Source organism: Streptomyces spectabilis, assembly GCF_008704795.1.
In the GTDB taxonomy this organism is placed as follows: domain Bacteria; phylum Actinomycetota; class Actinomycetes; order Streptomycetales; family Streptomycetaceae; genus Streptomyces; species Streptomyces spectabilis.
The window spans coordinates 5,572,191-5,593,217 of sequence record NZ_CP023690.1; the positions used below are offsets into that span (position 1 = coordinate 5,572,191).

Annotated in this window: 17 protein-coding genes; 11 read left to right on the plus strand and 6 right to left on the minus strand. The window is 73.6% G+C overall.

The features are described 5' to 3' along the window. The first annotated feature begins 15 nt into the window (after positions 1 to 15). Complete coding sequence (locus tag CP982_RS24440) at positions 16 to 1,782, plus strand: AMP-dependent synthetase/ligase (RefSeq protein ID WP_229879041.1); 1,767 nt, start codon at positions 16 to 18, stop codon at positions 1,780 to 1,782. Here CP982_RS24440 and CP982_RS24445 read toward each other — a convergent pair. Beyond that, positions 1,759 to 2,073 (minus strand): AzlD domain-containing protein, encoded by a 315-nt coding sequence (locus tag CP982_RS24445; RefSeq protein WP_150512477.1) that lies wholly within the window; start codon positions 2,071 to 2,073, stop codon positions 1,759 to 1,761. The two genes, CP982_RS24440 and CP982_RS24445, sit on opposite strands and share 24 nt — an antisense overlap. Continuing rightward, a complete protein-coding gene (locus tag CP982_RS24450) occupies positions 2,070 to 2,804 on the minus strand; it encodes an AzlC family ABC transporter permease (protein ID WP_150512478.1) in 735 nt (244 codons plus the stop codon). The genes CP982_RS24445 and CP982_RS24450 overlap by 4 nt, the downstream gene beginning before the upstream one ends. Before the next feature lie 208 nt (positions 2,805 to 3,012). Between CP982_RS24450 and CP982_RS24455 the strand changes: the two genes are divergently transcribed. Continuing rightward, positions 3,013 to 3,528, plus strand: a complete 516-nt coding sequence (locus CP982_RS24455; protein ID WP_221515823.1) for a helix-turn-helix domain-containing protein — start codon at positions 3,013 to 3,015, stop codon at positions 3,526 to 3,528. A gap of 25 nt (positions 3,529 to 3,553) precedes the next feature. Here the strand turns inward: CP982_RS24455 and CP982_RS24460 are convergent, their stop codons facing one another. Further along, positions 3,554 to 4,525, minus strand: coding sequence for a MurR/RpiR family transcriptional regulator (locus CP982_RS24460; protein WP_150512480.1), 972 nt, complete (start codon positions 4,523 to 4,525; stop codon positions 3,554 to 3,556). Between the two features lie 91 nt (positions 4,526 to 4,616). Here CP982_RS24460 and CP982_RS24465 point away from each other — a divergent pair, with 91 nt between their 5' ends. The 6 genes from CP982_RS24465 to CP982_RS24490 are packed head-to-tail and all read left to right on the plus strand — an operon-like array spanning position 4,617 to position 11,101. Beyond that, complete coding sequence (locus CP982_RS24465; RefSeq protein ID WP_150512481.1) at positions 4,617 to 5,843, plus strand: C45 family autoproteolytic acyltransferase/hydrolase; 1,227 nt, start codon at positions 4,617 to 4,619, stop codon at positions 5,841 to 5,843. After that, positions 5,840 to 7,528 (plus strand): ABC transporter substrate-binding protein, encoded by a 1,689-nt coding sequence (locus CP982_RS24470; protein ID WP_150512482.1) that lies wholly within the window; start codon positions 5,840 to 5,842, stop codon positions 7,526 to 7,528. Before CP982_RS24465 ends, CP982_RS24470 begins: the two co-directional genes overlap by 4 nt. Positions 7,529 to 7,534: 6 nt before the next feature. Then, positions 7,535 to 8,494: an ABC transporter permease gene (locus CP982_RS24475; RefSeq protein WP_221515809.1), complete on the plus strand. Its 960-nt coding sequence runs from the start codon at positions 7,535 to 7,537 to the stop codon at positions 8,492 to 8,494. Further along, positions 8,491 to 9,339, plus strand: a complete 849-nt coding sequence (locus tag CP982_RS24480; protein WP_150512483.1) for an ABC transporter permease — start codon at positions 8,491 to 8,493, stop codon at positions 9,337 to 9,339. Before CP982_RS24475 ends, CP982_RS24480 begins: the two co-directional genes overlap by 4 nt. After that, complete coding sequence (locus tag CP982_RS24485) at positions 9,339 to 10,286, plus strand: ABC transporter ATP-binding protein (protein WP_150512484.1); 948 nt, start codon at positions 9,339 to 9,341, stop codon at positions 10,284 to 10,286. The genes CP982_RS24480 and CP982_RS24485 overlap by 1 nt, the downstream gene beginning before the upstream one ends. Continuing rightward, on the plus strand, positions 10,283 to 11,101 hold the full coding sequence (locus CP982_RS24490; protein ID WP_150512485.1) for an ABC transporter ATP-binding protein: 819 nt from the start codon (positions 10,283 to 10,285) through the stop codon (positions 11,099 to 11,101). The genes CP982_RS24485 and CP982_RS24490 overlap by 4 nt, the downstream gene beginning before the upstream one ends. 332 nt (positions 11,102 to 11,433) lie before the next feature. On the opposite strand, the gene CP982_RS24495 is transcribed toward CP982_RS24490, so the two are convergent. After that, a complete protein-coding gene (locus CP982_RS24495) occupies positions 11,434 to 11,637 on the minus strand; it encodes a cold-shock protein (protein WP_016645643.1) in 204 nt (67 codons plus the stop codon). A gap of 322 nt (positions 11,638 to 11,959) precedes the next feature. Between CP982_RS24495 and CP982_RS24500 the strand changes: the two genes are divergently transcribed. Further along, positions 11,960 to 12,841 carry a menaquinone biosynthetic enzyme MqnA/MqnD family protein gene (locus CP982_RS24500; protein WP_150515681.1) on the plus strand — a complete coding sequence of 294 codons (882 nt, stop codon included), beginning with the start codon at positions 11,960 to 11,962 and terminating at the stop codon, positions 12,839 to 12,841. A gap of 28 nt (positions 12,842 to 12,869) precedes the next feature. Here CP982_RS24500 and CP982_RS24505 read toward each other — a convergent pair whose 3' ends face one another. Next, a complete protein-coding gene (locus tag CP982_RS24505; protein ID WP_150512486.1) occupies positions 12,870 to 13,889 on the minus strand; it encodes an alpha/beta hydrolase in 1,020 nt (339 codons plus the stop codon). A 145-nt stretch (positions 13,890 to 14,034) separates the two neighbouring features. Between CP982_RS24505 and CP982_RS24510 the strand changes: the two genes are divergently transcribed. Next, positions 14,035 to 15,726, plus strand: a complete 1,692-nt coding sequence (locus CP982_RS24510; protein ID WP_150512487.1) for a protein kinase domain-containing protein — start codon at positions 14,035 to 14,037, stop codon at positions 15,724 to 15,726. Positions 15,727 to 15,752: 26 nt separating this feature from the next. Here CP982_RS24510 and CP982_RS24515 read toward each other — a convergent pair whose 3' ends face one another. Next, the gene (locus tag CP982_RS24515; RefSeq protein ID WP_150512488.1) at positions 15,753 to 20,342 is read right to left on the minus strand and encodes an FtsK/SpoIIIE domain-containing protein; all 4,590 of its coding nucleotides are present in this window, start codon (positions 20,340 to 20,342) and stop codon (positions 15,753 to 15,755) included. A 364-nt stretch (positions 20,343 to 20,706) separates the two neighbouring features. On the opposite strand from CP982_RS24515, the gene CP982_RS24520 reads away from it, so the two are divergent. Continuing rightward, the gene (locus CP982_RS24520) at positions 20,707 to 21,006 is read left to right on the plus strand and encodes a WXG100 family type VII secretion target (protein WP_150512489.1); all 300 of its coding nucleotides are present in this window, start codon (positions 20,707 to 20,709) and stop codon (positions 21,004 to 21,006) included. Positions 21,007 to 21,027 lie beyond the last annotated feature (21 nt).

The window sequence follows — 21,027 nt, forward strand, 5'->3', positions numbered from 1 at the left end:
CCTAGCGTCGTACGCATGACGGAACGCCTGACGCACCGGCCCCCGACCCTGTCCGTGCTCGCGGAGTGGGCGGCGGACCGCCACGGCGAGCTGCCCGCGCTGCGGTTCAAACGCGCCGGGCAGTGGCGGGAGGTGTCCTACCGGGCCCTGCGCGACGAGGCGCGGCGGGTGGGCCGGGCGCTCGTCGGCAGGGGCGTGGCGCCCGGCGACCGGGTCGCGGTGCTCGCCGAGACCCGCGCCGAGTGGACGTACGCGCACCTCGGCGCGCTCGCGGCGGGCGCGGTCGTCGTGCCCGTCTATCCGACGGCGGGCGCGGACGAGACGGCCTGGGTGCTCGGGGACTCGGGGGCTTCGGTGGTCCTGTGCGAGGACGCGGCGCGCGTCGCCGAGGTGGAGCGCCTCCGCGACAAGCTGCCGGGCCTCCGTCACCTCGTGGCGATGACGGACCCGCGGGCGTACGAGGATGCCGTCGGGGTCGCCGACGAGGTGCTGCTCGACCGGGCGGGCGGCCGGGGGCCCGCGGACCCCGCGACCATCATCTACACCTCCGGCACCACCGGGCCACCCAAGGGCTGTGTGCTCACCCACGGCAACCTCGGGGCCGTGCAGGACGCCTCGCTGCCGCTCATCGAGGGCGGGCCCGGCGACGCGACGTACCTCTATCTGCCGCTCGCGCACCTTCTCGCGCAGCTCATCGAGTTCACGACCCTCGTCCAGGGCGGCACCCTCGTGTACTTCGGCGGGCGGATCGAGGACGTCGTCGCCGAGCTGGCCGAGGCCCGGCCGACGCATCTGCCGTCGGTGCCGCGCCTGTTCGAGAAGGTGTACGCGACGGTGCTCTCGCTCGCCGAGTCCCGGGAGGGCGGGCGCGAGCGCTTCGCGGAGGCGGTGCGCGTGGGCGTCCTCGCGGCGGACGGGGCGCTGCCGCCGGAGCTCCGGGAGGCGCACGAGGCCGCCGACGAGGCGCTGTTCGCTCCGGTCAGGCAGGCGCTCGGGGGCCGGCTGCGGTGGGCCCTCAGCGGTGGCGCGCCGATCGCCCCGCACGTCCTGGACTTCCTGCGGGCCTGCGGCATCCGGGCCTTCGAGGGGTACGGGATGACGGAGTCGGGCGGCGTCATCAGCCTGAACCACCCCGGCGCCGTCAGGTACGGCACGGTGGGGCGGCCCGTCGCGGGCTGCGAGGTGCGGATCGCGGACGACGGCGAGGTCCTCGCGCGCGGGGCCAACGTGTTCCCCGGCTACCACGGCGACCCGGCCGCGACCCGCGCGGCGCTCGACGCCGACGGCTGGCTGCACACCGGCGACCTGGGCGCGCTGGACGAGGACGGCTATCTGACCATCACCGGGCGCAAGAAGGACCTCATCATCACCTCGGGCGGCAAGAACCTGACGCCGTCCCTCACCGAACTCGCCGTCCAGGCCTCGCGGTTCGTCTCGCGCGCGGTCATGGTCGGCGACCGGCGGCCCTACCCCGTCGCGCTGATCACGCTCGACGCGGAGGAGGTCACGGGGTGGGCGGGGCGCGCGGGCGTCGCCCTCACCGAGCCGCTCTCGGCCGATCCGGCGGTCCGCGCCCTGGTCCAGGAGGCCGTCGACGAGGCGAACGCGAGCGCGTCGCGCCCGGCGCGGATCCGTGACTTCGCCGTCCTGGACGAGGACTTCACGGTCGAATCGGGGCTCCTGACGCCGAGCCTGAAGGTGCGGCGGCAGGCGGTGGCCGAGCGCTACGGGCCGGTGGTGGAGGCGCTGTACGGCGGGCTACGGCAGACCGGCGAGGCGTAGCAGCGCCGTGGCGCCCGCCGCGCCCAGGACCACCAGCACGAACGGCGCGCGGCGCCAGGCGAGCGCCGCCCCCACGAGCACTCCCGCCGGGCGCGACCACCCCGCGAAGTCGTGGCCCTCGGTGAAGGCGCCGGTCGCGAGGAGCGCCACGAGGATCACGGTGGCGCCGACGGCCAGCAACTCCTGCGTGCGCGCGGGCAGTTCCACCCGTCCCTGGAGTAGCGGCCCGGCGAGCCGGAAGACATAGGTCCCGGCGGCCAGGGCCAGGACGCAGACGAGCGGGGCGTTCATGCCGCACCTCCGGCGGGACGGCGGCCCGTCGCGAGCAGGCCGAGGAGCGCGAGCAGCACCGGCAGACCCGCGGGGAGGACCGGGGCCGCCGCCACCGCGAGCACCGCGCCGACGGCCGCCGCCCGGCGCGCGCCGCCGTCGGCGTCCCGCAGGACGGGCAGGACGAGGGCCACGAGCACGGCGGGGAACGCGGCGTCGAGCCCGAACCGCGCGGTGTCGCCGAGCGCGGAGCCGGCCAGGGCGCCCGCGAGCACGCTGACGTTCCAGGCGACGAACAGGCCGATGCCGGATATCCAGAACGCGGCCTTGCGCCGCCGCGGGTCGGGCTGGGCCAGGACGAACGCCGCCGTCTCGTCGGTGACGAGGTGCGCGCCCACGAGCCGCGCGGCCCAGGACCGGCCCAGGCTGTCCGCCACGGCCAGGCTGAAGGCGGCGGTGCGGGTGTTGAGGAGGAGCCCGGTCGCGGCGGCCGCGGCCGCGCCGCCGCCCGACGTGAGCACGGCGACCGCGCTGAACTGGGCGGAGCCCGCGTACACGAGCAGCGACATAGTGACGGGCAGCCACACCGGCAGGCCGCCCGCCACGGCGATCGCGCCGAAGGACACGCCGACGACGAGGTCGGCGAGCAGCACGAGGGCGATGTCGCGGAGCACGTCGGGGGGAAGGTCGGAGAAGCGGACGAGCCCGGGTGTTCGCTCTATCGGGCCGCCCGTTCGCTGTGTCGAACGCATGCGACGTAGGATGGTTCAGAGAGATCAAGTTCGTCAAGGCGAACGAATGGACTGATATGCCGAACGGTCGGGAGTCGTAACGGTGGGGACGGACCGCAACACGGAAGGCGTCGAGGGCGGCGCGGACGCCTCTCGCGGCGCGGATACCCCTCGCGGCGCGGACGCCACTCGCGCCCCCCGCGCCCCGCGGGAATGGGTCGCCGAGGCGCTGCGCCGGGAGCGGGCGCGCGCCGGGCTCTCGCTCTCGGAGCTGGCCAAGCGTGCCGGAATCGCCAAGTCCACGCTGTCCCAGCTGGAGGCGGCGACCGGCAATCCGGGCATCGAGACGGTCTGGGCGCTCGCCGTGGCGCTCGGGGTGCCGTTCAGCGCGCTCATGGAGTCGCCCGCCCCCGCCGTCACCGTGATCCGCGCGGGCGAGGGGCCGACCATGCACGCGGAGCGCTCCTCGTACGCGGGCACGCTGCTCTCCAGGGGCCCGTCCGGACTCCGGCGTGACATCTACCACGGCGCCATGGAGCCCGGCCCGGCGCGCGAGTCCGACCCGCACAACCCCGGCACCGTGGAGCATCTGATCGTCTCCACCGGCCACCTCCTCGCGGGGCCGCGCGACGAGCCGGTGGAGCTGTTCCCCGGGGACTACATGTCGTACCGGGGCGATGTGCCGCACGCGTACGAGGCGCTGGTGCCGGGGACGACGTTCGTCCTGGTGATGCAGCACGTGTAGGCCGGGCCCGGGGCCCGGCGGGGTCCTATGCCTTCCGCGGCCGGGGGGCCAGCAGCTGCTCCCGCAGCGCCGTCAGCTGATGCGAGGTGTCCACGGCCCGCGCCTCGTCGAGCGTGGTCAGGGCGAGGAGCAGCACGTCCGCCACGACCAGGGCGGTCAGCGCCTCGGTGGTGATCCCCGTGGGCGTGTGCGGCGCGGTGAGCACCGCGTCCACGCGCCCCCCGTACCGCTCGGCCAGCTCGTCCGTCACCAGCAGGACCCGCGCCCCCACCGCCCGCGCCCGCTCGATGAACACGGAGAGCTCCGCCAGATCCCGCCCCGGCTGGAAGATCACCACGGCGTCGCCCTGGCGCAGCGCGAGCAGGTGGTCGGCGAGCGCGAACCCGGTCGCGCCCACGTACCGCGCGCGCCGTCCCACGCGGCCCAGGGTGAGGGCCAGATGGCGCGCGGCCAGCTCGGACGCGGCGACTCCGTACGCGTGGATCTCGCCCGCGTCGGCGAGGACGCCGACGGCCGTGCGCAGCGCGTCGTCGGGGGTGAGGCGGCGGGCGTGCTCGATGCGCTCCTGCGCCTCGTCGAAGACCTCGTCCCAGATGCCGCCGAGGTCCCGGCCGACGTGCGCGATGCGCTTGGCGAGCCGCACCTCGGGCGCGACCGCCGCCGTGAAGTCCGTGGCGAGGTCGCGCTTGAGCGCGGGCAGGCCCGCGTACCCGAGGCGCTGCAGGGCGCGCACGACCGTGGCGTTGCTGGTCCCGCTGGCCGTGCCCAGCTCCTGCGCGGAGGCGAAGAGCAGGGACTCGGCGGGCGCGCTCGCCAGGTACTGGGCGACGGCGCGCTCGGACGCGGACAGGGTCTCCCACTGGCCGCGCACGGCGGTGCGCAGCCGCGCGACGCCGCCCGCGCCGCTCTCGTCGTCCGCCCCGCCGGGTCCGCCGGGTCCGCCGGGCCCGGCGGGTCCGTCCACCGCTCCGCCCTCCGGCGGCTCTGAAATCTTCATTACAGGTCTTGACTCCCGTGTGATGGACGTTACATGCTGGATGGCACGTTCCAGGCATCGAGCATTTCGTAATCGACGTTACAGGAGAAGAATGGCGCCGCGCACCACCTCCGACCGGTCCTCCCGGGTCCTTCCCGTGGTCGAGATCTCCGGCACGCCGACCGAGCGCGGCCGTCAGTACGGCGAGGCCGTCCGCCCCCAACTGCACGCGGCCCTCGGGTACTACGCGGCCGCGTTCGGCCAGTCGGCGGGTCTGACCTGGGAGCAGGTGACCGCCCGTGCCGCCCGCTGGCTCAAGCCCGTCCGGGAGTACGCGCCGCACCTGGAGGAGGAGATGGCCGGCATCGCGGACGGCGCGGGGGTGGACCTGCTCGACGTCCTCGCGTTGAACGCGCGCGGTGAGGTGATCTACGACAGATCCTTCAAGCGGATGGCGGTGCCCGAGGGGGCGCAGGCCCCGGACGCCGAGGCCACCGCCGAAGCCGCCGACGGCTGCACCTCCTTCGCGGCCTACGGCCCGGCCAGCGGCGACGGCCATGTGTACGCGGGACAGAACTGGGACTGGCGCGCCGGAGTGGCCGACACCGTCGTGATGCTGCGCGTCGTGCAGCCCCCGAAGCCCACCCTGATCATGCAGGTCGAGGCGGGCCAGATAGGCCGCCAGGGGGCCAATTCGGCGGGCATCGCCCTCAATGCGAACGGCCTCGGCGGGCGCTTCAGCGACGCGGTGGGCCTGCCGCAGACCGTGGTGCGCCGCAGCGTGCTCGACCAGCACGCCGTCACCGACGCCGTGGACGTCCTCTGCCGCACCCGCGCCCACATCGCGTCGAACGCGCTGCTCACCTGCCGCGAAGGCTTCGCCATCGACCTGGAGACGACCCCCGCGGGGCACGGCTGGATGTACCCGAAGGACGGCCTGCTCGTGCACGGCAACCACTACCAGGCGGGGGTGCCCGCGGCCCTGGCCCCCGGCTACCGCCCGCTGTCCCCGGACTCCCTGGTGCGCGTCCCGCGCGCGGAGGAGGGCCTGGCCGCCCTGCGCGGCGCCACGGGACCCGACGAGTCGCTCAAGATCATCAAGCAGGCGATGTCCGACCACCTGGGCCACCCCGAGTCCCTGTGCACCCACCCGGACCCGCGCCGCACCGAGCTCAGGCAGTGGGCCACGCTCGTCTCCTCCTGCGTGGACCTGACCACCGGCGACTACCGCGTCACGGCGGGCACCCCCTGCGACCGCGACTACCAGCACCTTCCCTGGAACCTGTACGACGGCCCGTTCGGAGACACCACCGGAGACGCCACCGGAGCCACCAGATGACGCACCCATCGAGGCGACCGACGGGCACGGGCACGGGCAGGGCCGCGCCGCGGCAGGGAGCGCGCGCCGCCGCCGGGCTCGTCGCGGCGTCCCTGCTCGCGGCGGGCTGCGCGGGAGCCGACACCAACACCCTGGGCGGCGCCCCCGCCGACGCCGCGAAGCTGGCCCTGCGCGCCACCACCCCGCCCGCGCAGGGCCCCCTGGACCGGGCCGACTGGCTTCTCGAGGACGAGCCCGACTCGCTCGACCTCGACCGCCAGGGCGGCAGCGCCGGCCGCGTCGTCCTCACCAACATCTGCGAGCGGCTGTATCAGCTCCAGCCCGACATGAGCGTCAAGCCGTTCCTCGCCGAGAAGGCCCGCACGCCGGACGACCGCACGCTCGTCCTGACCGTCCGCGACGGCGTCACCTTCCACGACGGCTCGAAGCTCACCGCCGCCGACGTGCTGTGGAGCCTCAAGCGGCACGCCGCGAAGGACATGGAGCAGTCGGACGAGTTCGGCAACGTGTCCTCGATGCGCAGGACCGGCCCCCGCGAGCTGACGATCCGCTTCAAGGAGCCCGACGCCCTGTTCACCAAGGCCCTCGCCGGGGACGCGGGCATCGTGTGGAACCCCCGCCGCGTCGCCGACGCGGGCAAGGAGTTCGGCACCCCCGGCCAGGCCGACGCCTGCTCGGGTCCGTACCGCCTCAAGGAGTGGAAGTCCGGCGACTCCCTCACCATCGAGGCGTACGCGGACTACTGGGGCCCCAAGCCGCTGACCCGCCGCGTCGTCTTCCGCTGGGCCTCCGACAGCGCGCTGGTCAACGCCCTGCGCACGGGCGCGGCCGACGGCACGTACGCCGAGTCGCCGAACACGGCCGCCGCGCTGCGCCGCACGAAGGACCTCCGGCAGTACTACGGCCCCTCCACCGCGTCCCTCGTCCTCATCCCCACCGCGCGCGGCGGCCTCAAGGACCCCGCGATCCGCCGCGCCCTGTCCCTCTCCCTGGACCGCAAGGGCATCGCCGACTCCGGCTACGGCGGCCTCGTGCAGCCCTGGGCCGCCCCCGTCGGCGCCGGAGCCTGGGGCTATGAGCGGCCCCGGTTCGCCGCCGCCCAGAAGAAGCTGAGCGCCACCGCCCCCGAGACCCCGACCGCCGACGACCTCGCCGAGGCCAAGAAGCTGGTCAAGGAGGCAGGGGCCCCCGGCGACCCCGTCGTCATCGGCACCGACAGCAGCCAGGGCCGCACCGTCGTGGCCAACGCCACCCGTGCCGCGCTCCAGCGGATCGGGGTGCCGGCACAGATCAAGACCGTGCCGCCCGCGCAGTTCGAGGAGTTCTACAGCGACCCCCAGGCCCGCGCCGACATCGACGTCCTCGTCGCCGACTGGTACATCTCCAAGGCCGACCCCATGGGCTTCTACGACAACGGCCTGTCCGACTCCTCCAACAACTGGGTCGGCTTCAAGGACGCGGCGTACGACCGCCTCGTGCACAAGGCCCTGGCCACGCTCGACGACGCCGAGCGGGCCCGGCTCACCACCGAGGCGCAGCGGCGGTTCGTGGACGCCGCCGTGTGGATCCCCGTCGCCCAGGTGCCCACCGCGCTCGTCCTCAGCGACCGCCTCACCGGACCACCCGCCTCCCAGTCGTACCTCTACTACCCGTGGGCCGCCCGGCTGGGCGCGCGGAAAGGCTAGGCCGCCATGGGAAAGGGCATCGTCGTCCGTCTCGTACGGCGCCTCACGGGCGTGCTCGCCACGCTGCTCGCCGCGTCGTTCGTCATCTTCGCCGCCGTGTACGCGGCGCCCGGCGACCCCGCCGTCTTCCTCGCGGGCGGCCGCGACAAGCTGACCCCCGAGCGCCTGGCCCAGGTGCGCGCCGAGTACCACCTGGACGAGCCGCTGGCCGCCCAGTACGGCCGTTGGCTGTGGGACTGCCTGCACCTCGACCTCGGCCGGTCCTTCAAGTACAGCGACCAGGTGTCCGACCTGGTGGCGGCCCGCTTCCCGACGACGCTCCAACTCGTCCTGTACGCCACCGTCCTGTTCGTGGTCCTCGGCGTGGGCGCCGGTGTCCTCGCCGCCGTGAAGCGGTCCACCTGGGTGGACTCGGCGGTGGTCGGGATCACGACGCTCGCCGCCTCGGTGCCGTCGTTCGTCGCGGCGATCGCCCTGGTGTCGTTCTTCGGGGTGCGACTCGGCTGGTTCCCTGTGACCGGCAGCGGCTCCGGCTTCCTCGGCACCGTGCACCATCTCACGCTGCCCGCCCTGTCGTTGGCGCTCGGCGCGCTCGCCCTGGTCAGCCGCGTGACCCGGCAGGCGATGGCGGACGCGGCGGCCTCCGACCACGTGGCGGCGGCCCGCGCGTCCGGCGTGCCCGAGCGCGAGATAGTCCGCCGCCACGTGCTGCGCAACGCGCTGGGGCCCATCGTCACCATGTGCGGCCTGGTCATGGCGGGCATGCTCGCCGGCACCGTCGTCGTCGAGACCGCCTTCGGCCTCAGCGGCATCGGCTCCCTGCTCGTCGGCGCCATCAACACCCATGACTTCCCCGTGGCCCAGGCCGTCCTGCTCCTGATGGTCACCGGCTACATCGTCGTCACCACGGCCGTGGACGCCGTCCACCCGCTGCTCGACCCGCGCGTGAAGGAGGTGCGCTCATGACCCTGACCCTGAGCGGTACGAGCGCCGTGAAGGCGGCCGGGGCCCGGCGCCCCATCGGAGTCCTGGTCGCGGGCGCCCTCCTCGGCCTCGTCGTCCTCGCGGCCGCCCTCGCGCCCCTCCTCGCGCCCTACGCGCCGGACGCCATCGACCTGTCCTCCTCCTTGGTGGGCACCGGCCGCGAACACCTGCTGGGCACCGACTCCTCCGGCCAGGACCTGCTCTCCCGCGCCCTGTACGGCGCGCGGACGAGCCTCGTCGCACCGCTGCTGCTGCTCGCCGTCGCCGGGGTGCTCGGCGTCACGCTCGGCGTGCTCGCGGCCTGGTGCGGCGGCTGGGTGGACACGCTCGTCTCCCGCCTCACGGACGTGATGTACGCCTTCCCCGGCCTGCTCTTCACCGTCCTGATCATCGCCGTCTTCGGTACCGGCACGACGACGTCCGTCCTGGCCCTCGGCCTTGCCTTCACGCCCACCATCGCCAAGTACACCCGTTCCCTGGCCCTGGCCGAGGCCCGCAAGCCGTACGTCGACGCGTACCGCGTGCAGGGCATGGGCGGCGCCCGGATCTGCGCCCGCTATCTGATACCGAACCTGGGCCGGTCCGTCCTCGGCTATCTCGTGGTCCTCTTCGGCGAGGCCCTGATGTCCCTGGCGACGCTCTCCTACCTGGGCTTCGGCGCCCAGCCACCATCCTCCGACTGGGGCCTGATGGTGCAGGAGGGGCAGGCGGCGATCGTCCAGGGCGCGATGCTCCCCGCCCTGGTGCCCGGCACCGCGATCGCCCTGGTCGTCGTCTGTTTCAACGTCGTCGGCGTCTGGGCCGCCGACCGCCTGGGGAGGCAGTGATGCTGCTCGACATCGACGACGTGAGCGTGACCGTGCCGGGCGCCGCCCGCCCGCTCCTCGACTCCGTGTCCCTGCGGGTCGCCGAGGGCGAGGTGGTGGCCCTGGTCGGCGAGTCGGGCTCGGGCAAGTCGACGACCGCGCGGACGGCGCTCGGTCTGCTGCCGGACGGGGCGGCGGTCTCCGGTTCCGTGCGCTTCGACGGCACCGAGGTCCTCACCCTGACCGGCGAGCGGCTGCGCGCCCACCGCGCCGGGTCGGTCGCCCTGGTCCACCAGGACCCGCGCGCGGCCCTCAACCCGGTGCGCCGCGTCGGCGACTTCCTCACCGAACGGGGCGCGAGCCGCGCCGAGGCCGTCGAGCTCCTCGCCTCCGTCGGGCTGCCCGACCCCGCGCGCCGCGCGCGCCAGCGCCCGCACGAGCTGTCCGGCGGCATGCTCCAGCGCGTCGTCATCGCGGGCGCCCTCGCCGCCCGGCCCCGGCTGCTCCTGGCCGACGAGGCCACCAGCGCCCTGGACGTCACCACCCAGGCCGACATCCTGGCCCTGCTGCGCACCCTGCGCGCCGAGCACGGACTCGGCCTGCTGTTCATCACCCACGACCTGCATCTGGCGGCGGCGTACAGCGACCGCGTGTACGTGATGTACGCGGGCCGGGTGGTGGAGGAGCGCACCGCGAAGGCCCTGTTCACGACCCCCGCCCACCCCTACACCCGCGGCCTGCTGTCCTGCTCCCCGACCCTGGACGCCCTGGAGGCCCCGCTGCGCCCGATCCCGGGCCGTCCGCCGTCCCTCGCGGACGTGTTCGAGGGCTGCGCGTTCGTGGAGCGGTGCGGGGAGGCGCTGCCGGAGTGCGGGACGTGGGCCCCCGCGCCGCTGCCCCTGCCGGACGGCGGCGCGTCCGCCTGCCTGGCCGCGAGCGGCACTGTCGAGACCGAGGTGAAGCCGTGACGACGACCGCCCTGCTCCGGGCCACCGGACTGAGCAAGACCTACCCCCTGCCCGGGGGCGGCAGCCACCGGGCGGCGGACGACGTGGGCTTCACGGTCCCCGAGGGCGGCTCCCTCGGCATCGTCGGCGAATCGGGCTCGGGCAAGACGACCGTGGCCCGGATGCTCGTGGGCCTCGTCCCGCCGGACCGGGGGGAGATCACCGTGGCGGGCCGCCCGCGCGAGCCCCGCACGCCCCGCACCTCCCGGGCCCGCCTGGCCAGGGCCAGGGAGATCCAGATGGTCTTCCAGGACCCGTACGTCTCCCTCGACCCGAGGCTGACCGCCACGCAGTGCCTCCGTACGGTGCTGCGCCTGCACGGCAAGGACGAGAAGGACGGCGCGGCGGCCCGCGACCTCCTCGACCGCGTCGGTCTCGGCGCGCGCGAGGCGGACGCGCGCCCCCGGGACCTCTCCGGCGGTCAGCGCCAGCGCCTCGCGATCGCGCGGGCCCTGGCGGTGGGCCCCCGGGTCCTGGTCCTGGACGAGGCCGTCGCCGCGCTCGACGTGTCGATCCAGGCGCAGATACTCCAGCTCCTGCGGGAGATCCGGGAGGAGACGGGGGTGGCCCTGGTCTTCGTCAGCCATGACCTGGCGGTGGTGCGGCACGTCACGGACGAGGTCCTGGTGATGCGCCAGGGGGTGGTGGTGGAGCGGGGGCCGACGCCGCTGGTCCTCGCGGCCCCGGAGCATCCCTACACCCGGCTGCTCCTGGCCAGCGTCCCCTCGCAGGGCTGGGACCCCGAGGCCACGGCCTGCGCCCGCGCGACCCTGTAGCCCTCGCCACCGAAACGGCGCTCCGCGCCTCGTCCTCAAACGCCGGACGGGCTGGATGGTTCCCGGTGCGGACCGGATCTTGTCTGCGGCCTGCAGACGAGACGCGGCGCGCGCCGGAGACTTTTAGCCCGTCCGGCGTTTGAGGACGAGGCCGCAGGCCGATCGAGCCGCGCCGCGAGAGGCCCACCCCACCAGAGGGAAGCTCACCGGTTCAAGGCGCCCACGCCAGGAAAAGGCAGGGGCCCCGGTGCCTCGCCGAAGCGAGGGCGCGGGGCCCCTTGGGTACTGCTTCCGTCCGGATCAAGCCGCCCTTATGGGCGACAAGCCACCCCTTAGGCGGGGGTGACGTTCTCCGCCTGCGGGCCCTTCGGGCCCTGCGTGACGTCGAAGGTCACGGCCTGGTTCTCCTCGAGGGAGCGGAAGCCGCTGGCGTTGATCGCAGAGTAGTGAACGAAGACGTCGGGGCCGCCGCCTTCCTGGGCGATGAAACCAAAGCCCTTTTCGGCGTTGAACCACTTCACGGTTCCGGTAGCCATAAGCCCTCCTTGGGCCAAAGGGTTGCCCTGCTCCAGAACCTGCGATTGTTGAAACAACTGCAAAAGTCTGAAAACGACGAGAGCCTGCGGGTTACATGCTCCGCAGGCTCTGTACTGCAAGGGAAACCAAACTGCAACTTGCGGCGAGCTTAGCACGCAGGCACCCGGAAGCAATAGGGGTCAAGATCACGTCACTCAGAGGTTTGACAGCCCCTCGCGCCGGGTTGACGCGGGCCCTGTCGGCAGTCCCACGCGGGCCCCGGCGCTCGGGTCGCCGCGCACGAGGGCTAGCCTCACGGATGTGGACAATTCTCCCGCTGACATCCCGAGCGGGGCGGAAGCCGACCGGCTTCCCAGCTCCCGCCGCACCGCACGGCCGCGCGTCGGCCACATCCAGTTCCTGAACTGCATGCCCCTGTACTGGGGCCTCGCGCGGACCGGCACCCTCCTCGACTTCGAGCTCACCAAGGACACCCCGGAGAAGCTCAGCGAGCAGCTCGTGCGCGGCGACCTCGACGTCGCGCCGGTCACCCTGGTCGAGTTCCTGCGCAACGCGGACGACCTGGTGGCCTTCCCCGACCTGGCCGTGGGCTGCGACGGCCCGGTCATGTCGTGCGTGATCGTCTCGCAGGTGCCGCTCGACCGCCTGGACGGGGCGCGGGTGGCGCTCGGCTCCACCTCGCGCACCTCCGTGCGCTTGGCGCAGCTGCTGCTCGCCGAGCGCCACGGCGTGCGCCCCGACTACTACACCTGCCCGCCCGACCTCGGTCTGATGATGCAGGAGGCCGACGCGGCCGTCCTGATCGGGGACGCGGCGCTGCGCGCGAACCTGATCGACGCCCCCAAGCTCGGCCTGGAGGTGCACGACCTCGGGCAGATGTGGAAGGACTGGACGGGGCTGCCGTTCGTCTTCGCGGTGTGGGCGGCGCGCCGCGACTACCTGGCGCGCGAGCCCGAGGTGGTCCGCGAGGTGCACAAGGCGTTCCTGGCCTCCCGGGACCTGTCCCTCGAAGAGGTCACGAAGGTCGCGGAGCAGGCCTCGCGCTGGGAGTCGTTCGACGCGGGCGTCCTGGAGCGGTACTTCACGACGCTCGACTTCCGCTTCGGCGGCCCGCAGCTGGCGGGCGTCACGGAGTTCGCGCGCCGGGTGGGGCCGACGACGGGCTTCCCCGAGGACGTGCGGGTGGAGCTGCTGCGACCGTAGGCCGCAGCAGCCGTGCCGGGTCCGGGCCTCAGCCGTTGGGGACCGGGCCCTTCATCTTCTTGCTGATCCACTGGATCGGCCCGTCGTCCATGGCGGGGACGTACGAGCGGGCGCTGTGGCTGCCGCCCTGGATGACGTTGAGCCGGGTCTTGACCGGTCCCTTGCCGTACTTCTTCATGAAGGCCCGCAGGTTCGGCTGCCCGGACTCCGCCGTGCCCACCTGGAAGGCGATGTCGACCTCGGGGCCACCGCGTCGGATGAGGCGCTCGGCGAGGCGCCCCGGGTCGTTGGCGAGCCGCTGCGGCTCGTGTCCGCGCCAGAGCGGGGAGTCGGGCACGGTGTCCGGCCCCGAGGCGATGACGGCCTTGAACCTCTCGGGGTGCTTCAGGACGGACTTCAGGCCCACGAAACCACCCGACGACGAACCCATGAAGCCCCATCCGTCACGGGACGTGAAGGTGCGGAAATTCGCCTTGACGAAATCCGGGACGTCGTCGGTCATCCAGGTGCCCATTTTCGGCTGCCCCGGTATGTCGCTGCCGTCGTAATAGAACTTGTCGTCGGGATTGAGCACCGGCATCACCACGATGAACGGCAGGCTCTTTCCCTCCTTCGACCACTTGGCGATGGAGCTCTCCAGCTTCAGGTCGGTGCCCATCCAATAGTTATTGGGGTAGCCGGGTCCGCCGGGCAGCGCGATGAGTACGGGAAAGCCACTGCGGGAGTACTTCGGGTCGAAGTACTGTTTCGGCGCCCAGACCCAGACCTTTCCGGTGAATCCCGACTTCTTTCCGCGCAGTGTCGTGACGCCGATCTTGGTGCCGTCGTCAAGGGTGCTCTCGGTGGTGAAGGAGGCGCGGGGACCGGTGGGGAACCGGGTCCCCGAGGCCTTGCTCCCGTGGCCCGCGGAGGGGGCCGGGGCGGCGGAGCTCGGGCCGTCGAAGCTCATGGGCTCGTCCTCCTTGTCGGACGAGCAGCCGGTGAGGAGGGCCGCGACGAAGACGAGCGCGGCGGCGGCCAGGGGGACGGGGGTGCGGCGGACGTTCATGTGACCTCGACGGACCTGGGGACAAGGGCGGCAATACGGTCAATTCCTTCTGGGTAGAGGGAGAAACCGGGGCGCGGGTTCCCGGGGCCGTAGGCTGATCCGTGGCAGTCGTACGCGTACGGCGCACCAGGGGGAGACCTTCGCGATGCACCCGCTAGAACCGGACGAGCCCGCGGCCATCGGGCCCTACCGACTCCTCGGCCGGCTCGGCTCCGGCGGCATGGGCCGCGTGTACGTGGGCCGCAGCGCGGGCGGCCGCACGGTAGCCGTGAAGGTCGTGCACCCGCACTTCGCCCTCGACGAGGAGTTCCGCGCCCGCTTCCGCCGCGAGGTCGACGCGGCCCGGCGGGTCGGCGGCGAGTGGACGGCCCCGGTCCTGGACGCCGACCCCGAGGCCGCCCAGCCCTGGGTGGCGACCGGATACGCGGCGGGCCCCTCCCTCACGGAGGCCGTGCGGGACGCGGGTCCGCTGCCCGAGCACTCGGTGCGCGTCCTCGGCGCGGGCCTCGCGGAGGCGCTCGCGCACGTCCACGGCCTCGGCCTGGTCCACCGCGACGTGAAGCCCTCCAACGTCCTGCTGACCCTGGACGGACCGCGCCTGATCGACTTCGGCATCGCCCGCGCGACGGACGGCACGGCCTCGCTCACGTCCACCGGCGTCTCCATCGGCTCGCCCGGCTACATGGCGCCCGAGCAGATCCTCGGCAAGGGCGTCACGGGCGCGGCGGACGTCTTCTCCCTCGGCGCGTCACTCGTGTACGCGGCGACGGGGGCGCCTCCCTTCGCCGGTGACACGTCGGCCGCGCTGCTCTACAAGGTCGTCCACGAGGAGCCGGACCTCGGCGCGCTCGACGGCGAGTTGCGGGACCTGGCCGCGGCGTGCCTCGCGAAGGACGCGGCGGCGCGGCCCGCCCCGGCCCGGGTCGCCCACCGCCTCGCCCCCGCGGGGGCCGCCCCGCTGGTGGCCGCGGGCTGGCTGCCGGGGCCGCTGGTGGAGCGGGTGAGCCGCGGTGCGGTGCGGCTGCTCGACCTGGAGGCGCGGGAGGACGGCGCGGGCAGCGCGGTCGCGGCGTCGGGGCCGGTGCCGTTCGCGGGGCCCGCGGTGGGGGTGTTCGGGCCGCCGGACGCGTCGTACGGGGCGGGGGCGGCGGCGATGCCCGAGCAGAACGGTCCCGTCGACGCGCGGCTGTCCCCGGCGTCGTCCCCGGCGTCGTCCGCGCCGCCCACGACCTCGCCCGGCAGGGTCTCCCTCTCCGTCGCGGCGACGTCCGCGCCCGGGACGCCGGACGGCCGGGGGCGGAAGCTGAGCTGCACGGTCGCGCTCGCCGTGGCCGGGGCGCTCGCGGCGGTCATGGTGGGGTCCGCGGTCCTGTTCGACGTGCTGCCCGGTTCCGGTTCGGGCGGCTCCAGCGACGCCGAGCAGCGCCCGCCCGCCGCGAGCGGCGACTCCTCCGAGACCGACAGTCCGCACGCCAAGGGCCTCGTGCCCAAGCGGTACCTGGGCAAGTGGCGCGGCAAGGCCGCCGCGCAGGACGGCCTCGTCGCCCTGGGCACGTTCGACGTGACGATCCGCCAGGCCGCGAAGAAGGGGCAGCGGGTCGGCACGGTGACGCAGACGGACCTCATCGGCGGCACCTGCGTCGACGTGCTCACGCTCAAGTCGGCCACGGAGAAGGAGCTGGTGCTCAAGGGGGTCGGGGCGAAGTCCAACGGCGGCGGGTGCTCGCAGTCCGCCCACACGGTGTGGCTGCGGCCCGTGGGCACGGAGCTCCAGTACACCTCCCGCGACCCGGACGCGGGCGACCCGGAGGCCAGGCTGCGCCGCGTCCGGGGCTAGGGCCCGCCCGGTGGGTCGGCCCGGTGCTACAAGGGCGTCGTCACCGTTGACGGTTCGCCCGTGCCCAGGTGGAGGAGGCCCTTGCCGGGGGCGACGGGGCCGCCGACCATGCTGCGGGAGACGCGGACGCCGATGAGGTCGCCGCTGGAGGAGTCCTGCGGGGAGAGCAGGATGCCCCGCCGGCCCTTCTTCGCATCGACCTGCCAGCCGGAGAAGCCGCTGCACACGTCCTCCTCGTCCCCGGCGAGCACCAGGGCGAGGCCCTCGTCGGTGCCCCGCTGGATGATCCGCTTGAACTGGCTCGCGGCGTCGCAGTCCTCCAGGATCTCGGCGTCGTCGACGAGGACGGCGATCGGCGACTCGGGGGTCGCCGACTCGATGGCCTCCTCGAAGTCGTCCTCGTCGATGTCGTCGCCGGTGAAGACCTTCAGGACGCCCTCGGTGCCGTCGAGCCCGCGCAGCGGGGACTGCCGGGGCGCGGCGACGACGAGACGTACGCCCTGCGCGAGGCAGGAGCGGGCGACGTTCATCAGGACGGTGGAGCGGCCGGACTTGGCGGGGCCCGCGATGACGAAGGCGGGCACGCCCTCGGCCAGGTCGGGCCCGTGGCCCATGAGTTCGTCGCCGCCGACGCCGACCAGGGCCCACAGCTTCGAGCGCGAGGCCTCGGGGTCGCGCAGCTCCCAGGCCTCGTCGAAGGAGATCCGGCTGGGCAGCGTATCGACGCGGAACGGGCGCAGACGGCGCGGCACGTCGGCGTCGCGGACCGTGGCGGCCTCGCCGATGGCGGCGAGCGCGGCGGCCTGGCCCTGCCCGGTGGCGTCCTCGGAGAGCAGCGCGAACTGGGTCTCCGTGCCGCTCTCGTTGCGGAAGGCGCGGCCCGGCGGGATCTCCTCGGGCACCTTGCGGGCGGGGATGCCGAGCATGGAGAAGTCGGAGCGGTCGGCGAGCCGGAGGCCGTACTTGTCCTCGGTGAGGGACGAGATGCGGCCGACCAGGAGCTGGCGGTCGCCGGTGAGGACCATGTGGAGGCCCACGCTCGCGCCCTCGCGCATGATCGCGGTGATCTCGTCGGTGAGGCTGCCGTGGTCGATCTCGCCGAGCGTGGGCAGCCAGCCCTCCCAGCGGTCGAGCAGGATCACGAGGTGCGGCAGGCGTTCGTCGGGCGCGGCACCGGACCGCTGCTCGCCGATGTCGGCGTACCCCTTCTCGGCCAGGAGGTCCTGGCGGCGGGTGAGTTCGCCCTTGAGCCGGTTGACGAGACGGACCACGCGCTCGGTCTGGTTGCGGCTGACGACGGCGCCGCAGTGCGGAAGCCGGGTCAGCGCGTTGAGCGCGCCGTTGCCGCAGTCGATGCCGTACAGATGGACGTCGGCGCACGAGTGCGTGCGCGCGAGGGAGCCCGCGATCGTACGGAGGACCTGGGAGCGGCCGCTGCGCGGGGCGCCGCCGATCATCAGGTGCCCGAAGGTCGCGAAGTCCACGGTGACGGGGCGGCGCGCCTGGTCGGCGGGCAGGTCCTCGACGCCGTACGGAGCGGGCGGCAGCGCCCCGGCGGGGGCGGGCGGGGCCGCGATGGCGTCGAGCAGCAGGGTCTCGTCGAGCGCGGGCAGCCAGGGGCTGTGCTGGGCGGGGATGGCGAGGGCGGTGTCGGCCTCGCGGATCGCGTCGACGAGGACCTTCAGGTCGGTGATCTCCTCGTCCTCGCGGGCCTGGGCCTTGGGCCGGGTGGCCGCGGCCCGGCCGAGGCCCGGCCAGGTCAGCTCGTCGACCCAGGGCGCGAGCGCCCGCGGGTCGGCGGCCCCGGGGCGGCGGCCGCCGACGCGGCCGGACTGGAAGGGCACGAGCGACGCGTGGCCGAGGCGGACGTACGCGCGGCCCGGCGTGCTCTTGGAGATGTGCCCGGCTTCGGGCGCGTCGATGACGTCCGACGACTCACCGCCGTCGGTGACGCGCAGGGCGATGCGCAGGTTGGTGTTGGCGCGGATCTCGGGCGAGACGACACCGCTCGGCCGCTGGGTGGCGAGGAGCAGGTGGATGCCGAGGGAGCGGCCGCGCTGGGCGATGTTGACAAGCCCTGTGACGAAGTCGGGCAGGTCGCGGACCATGGAGGCGAACTCGTCGATGACGATGAGCAGCCGGGGCACCGGCGTGCGCGCGGGGTCGCGGCGCACCAGGTCCTGGTAGTCCTCGATGTCCTTGGCGTCGGCGTCGGCGAGGATGTGCTCGCGCCGCTTCAGCTCGGCGCCGAGCGACTCCAGGGCGCGCTCGACGAGGTGCGCGTCGAGGTCGGTGACCATGCCGACGGTGTGCGGCAGCTTCACACAGTCCTTGAACGCGGAGCCGCCCTTGTAGTCGACGAGGACGAACGTCATGTTCTCGGGCGTGTTGGCCACCGCGAGCGCGGCCACGATGGTCTGGAGCAGCTCCGACTTGCCGGAGCCCGTGGTGCCCGCGATCAACCCGTGCGGCCCGTCCTTGCGCAGGTCGATGCCGAAAGGCCCGTCGTACGACTCGCCGATGACGGCCAGCGTGGACTGGCCGCCCGACCGCCAGCGCGCGGTGATCGCCTCGCGGGACGGCGGCTCCAGCTGGAGCACGTCGAGCAGGCGGCTGGCGGCGGGCAGCGCCGAGTCCTCGGTCTCGCCGCTGATGTCGCGCAGCGGCGACACGGCGCGCGCCAGGCGCAGGCACCACGCGGGCGACACGAAGTCGGGGCGTACGTCGAGCAGGCGCTTGGCGCCGGTCTGCTCCACGCGCAGGCGCAGCTCGTCGGCGGCGCCCGCCCGGTCGGAGCCCTCGTCCGTGGTGTGCCAGGCGTGGAAGGAGGGGAAGCCGCCGCCCGCGGGTGCGGTGGCGGGCCGGGGCGGGATGCCGCCCGCCGCGGGCGCGGCCCCGGCCGCCGGTTCCGCGAGCTCCCGGGCCTTGGGCTCGGCCACGACGAAGGCCTGGCACTCGCCGGGCAGGAACCGCTGCTCGGTGTCCAGGCACAGGGCGTACATGCCCACGCCCGGGCCGTCGCGCAGGATCCGCACCACGCCGGGCAGCGAGCGGAGGCGCCGCGAGCCGTCCCAGACGACGACGATGTCCGGGTCGGTGAACCCGCCGGTCTGGCCCCGGCTCTCCTGCTTGACCTTCTCGCGGGCGTCGAGGACCTGGGTCAGCTCGCCGACGCGGGCGCCGACGGTCTCGGCGTCCGTGCCGATCAGCACGTTGACGTCCTGGCCGCTGGAGGGGCGGGCGTGCGGCAGCCAGCGCACCCAGTCCCAGCCCTCCCAGGCGGAGTTCTCCGTCAGGACGTAGAACTGGACGTCCATCGGGCTGTGCAGGGCGGCGGTCTGGCCGACCGCCCAGCGGCCGAGCGCCGCCGCCGAGTCGCCGGGCCCGGCCAGGCCGATGACGCCGAGCTGCTTCAGCGGAAGGGCCACCGGCGCGTCCTCGATCGTCCAGGTGACCTGCCGCTTGTGCTCGTCCTGTTCGGGGTCGTCGAGGACGACGTCCGACGGCAGTCGCCCGGTGCCGAAGCGCAGCAGCAGATGGTCGGCGTCGGTGCGGCGCCGCTCCCACAGGCGGGTGCGCGGCCCGGTGCCGAGGGCGAGGACGGTCGCCGGGTCGGGGACCGCGTGGCGCCGGTCGAGCCGCTCGGCGACCAGGGCGTCCTGCGCGTCCTTCTCGATGCGCTCCTTGGTCTCCTTGTACTCCTTGACCTGCTTGGCGTGGGACTTGCGGCCGTGCTTCTTGTCCAGGAAGTAGTTGCCGAACAGCATGATCGGGCTGAGGCCGGCGATGATGAGGTAGTACCAGCGGTCGAAGATCATCGCCGCGATCACGGCGCCGACCAGGGGGAAGAGCGCCATCAGCCACGGCAGCGGCCGGGCCTCGAAGTCCCGTGGCGGCGACGGGAGGCGGAACGTGGTCTGCCGCTCCGGCGGGCGCAGCCGGGGCGGCCGGTTGTAGTCGAGGCCCGCACCGTCGTCGGACCACTTGAGGGCCGCGTTCGGCGGCGCGTACCGCACCAGCTCGAACAGCGTGTTCCCGGCGGCGATCTGCGCGCCGAGGGGCCAGGAGTCGCCCTTCACCTCGGTGAACTTCTCGCCGTCGAGGGTGACTTCGGCCTTCTGCTGCTCGTCCCCGTGTACGGCGAGTTGGCAGGTGCCGTCGGTGGCGACGGACAACGTCAGGGCGCGCGCGGCGAGTTCGGGGTCCTCGACGCGGACGTACGCGGCCGGTCCGCTGCCGATGTCGTAGCGGCCGATGCCGAGCCGGTGCACGGCGCCCGCGGCGGGGCCGCCCACCACGCGCAGCTCGACCAGGCCTGTCGGTTCACCGGGCACGCAGCCCGCGGGGTCGTGGAGGCTGACGACGGCGCCCTCGCGCAGGGGCGAGCCGACCACCGTGGCGTTCGGGTCGACGGCGTACCCGTCGACGTACATCACCGGTGCGCCGTCGGGCGTCGGCTGGTGCTGGCCGAGCGGGATGACCTGCGCGCCGCCCCGGCCCGCCGCGCGGGCCAGTTCGGCGGCTATGTCCCTGACGGAGGATTCGGGATCGGCGTCGAGCACGACGTCGGCGGAGCCGCCGCCGATCGGATCGACGACGGTCAGTGTCAGGCGCACGCTCGTCCTCCCACGGCCCCCCGTGGCCGCTTCCGGACCACGGCCCCCAGTGGAAGCGACCATAACCGCTCGCTCCCGGGCAGGGGCAACGTGCGGGCGCGGCAGGCTTTCCACGGGCAACGCCCCGCACTTACCGCACGACTGACCCGCGCACCGGCTCATAGCAGAGCTGTGACTCAACCGGGGTATTGCCTCAATGGCCTCACCCGTAAGCTGCTGGCGCACCAGCGGACGAACGCACCGGCCGTGTGCGGCGGCTCCGCGGTGCCATCAGCGTGATTCGCACCGTTTCAGGTGCGATTCGCACCAATCAGTGGAGCCACGGGGGTTGGCCCTGCGGCGTGTTGGATAGGGAGTGGGCTTCATGGCCAAGGACCTTGATGTCACATATCAGGACATGCGGGATGCGGCCAAGCATGTCGTCAAGGAGAAGGACAAGCTCAAGGAGAAGCTCGACGGCCTTCGCAAGTACATCGCGAACCTCGTCGAGACGGGCTATGTCACCAAGAGCTCCTCGAAGGCGTTCGACGAGAACTTCGACGAGTTCGTGCGGGGCGCCAAGGACATGCTCGACGGCCTCGACGGCATGGGCGACTACCTGACGACCGCCGCGGACAAGTTCGAGCAGATCGACGACGAGCTGGGCAAGGCCGCGCGCGGCTAGCTCTCGGGGCTCGCGTCAGCC

Coding starts and splice junctions, on each gene's coding strand:
- CP982_RS24440 (WP_229879041.1), top strand. CDS start 16: ATGACGGAACGCCTGACGCACCGGCCCCCGACCCTGTCCGTGCTCGCG.
- CP982_RS24445 (WP_150512477.1), bottom strand. CDS start 2,073: ATGAACGCCCCGCTCGTCTGCGTCCTGGCCCTGGCCGCCGGGACCTAT.
- CP982_RS24450 (WP_150512478.1), bottom strand. CDS start 2,804: ATGCGTTCGACACAGCGAACGGGCGGCCCGATAGAGCGAACACCCGGG.
- CP982_RS24460 (WP_150512480.1), bottom strand. CDS start 4,525: ATGAAGATTTCAGAGCCGCCGGAGGGCGGAGCGGTGGACGGACCCGCC.
- CP982_RS24465 (WP_150512481.1), top strand. CDS start 4,617: ATGGCGCCGCGCACCACCTCCGACCGGTCCTCCCGGGTCCTTCCCGTG.
- CP982_RS24470 (WP_150512482.1), top strand. CDS start 5,840: ATGACGCACCCATCGAGGCGACCGACGGGCACGGGCACGGGCAGGGCC.
- CP982_RS24475 (WP_221515809.1), top strand. CDS start 7,535: ATGGGAAAGGGCATCGTCGTCCGTCTCGTACGGCGCCTCACGGGCGTG.
- CP982_RS24480 (WP_150512483.1), top strand. CDS start 8,491: ATGACCCTGACCCTGAGCGGTACGAGCGCCGTGAAGGCGGCCGGGGCC.
- CP982_RS24485 (WP_150512484.1), top strand. CDS start 9,339: ATGCTGCTCGACATCGACGACGTGAGCGTGACCGTGCCGGGCGCCGCC.
- CP982_RS24495 (WP_016645643.1), bottom strand. CDS start 11,637: ATGGCTACCGGAACCGTGAAGTGGTTCAACGCCGAAAAGGGCTTTGGT.
- CP982_RS24505 (WP_150512486.1), bottom strand. CDS start 13,889: ATGAACGTCCGCCGCACCCCCGTCCCCCTGGCCGCCGCCGCGCTCGTC.
- CP982_RS24510 (WP_150512487.1), top strand. CDS start 14,035: ATGCACCCGCTAGAACCGGACGAGCCCGCGGCCATCGGGCCCTACCGA.
- CP982_RS24520 (WP_150512489.1), top strand. CDS start 20,707: ATGGCCAAGGACCTTGATGTCACATATCAGGACATGCGGGATGCGGCC.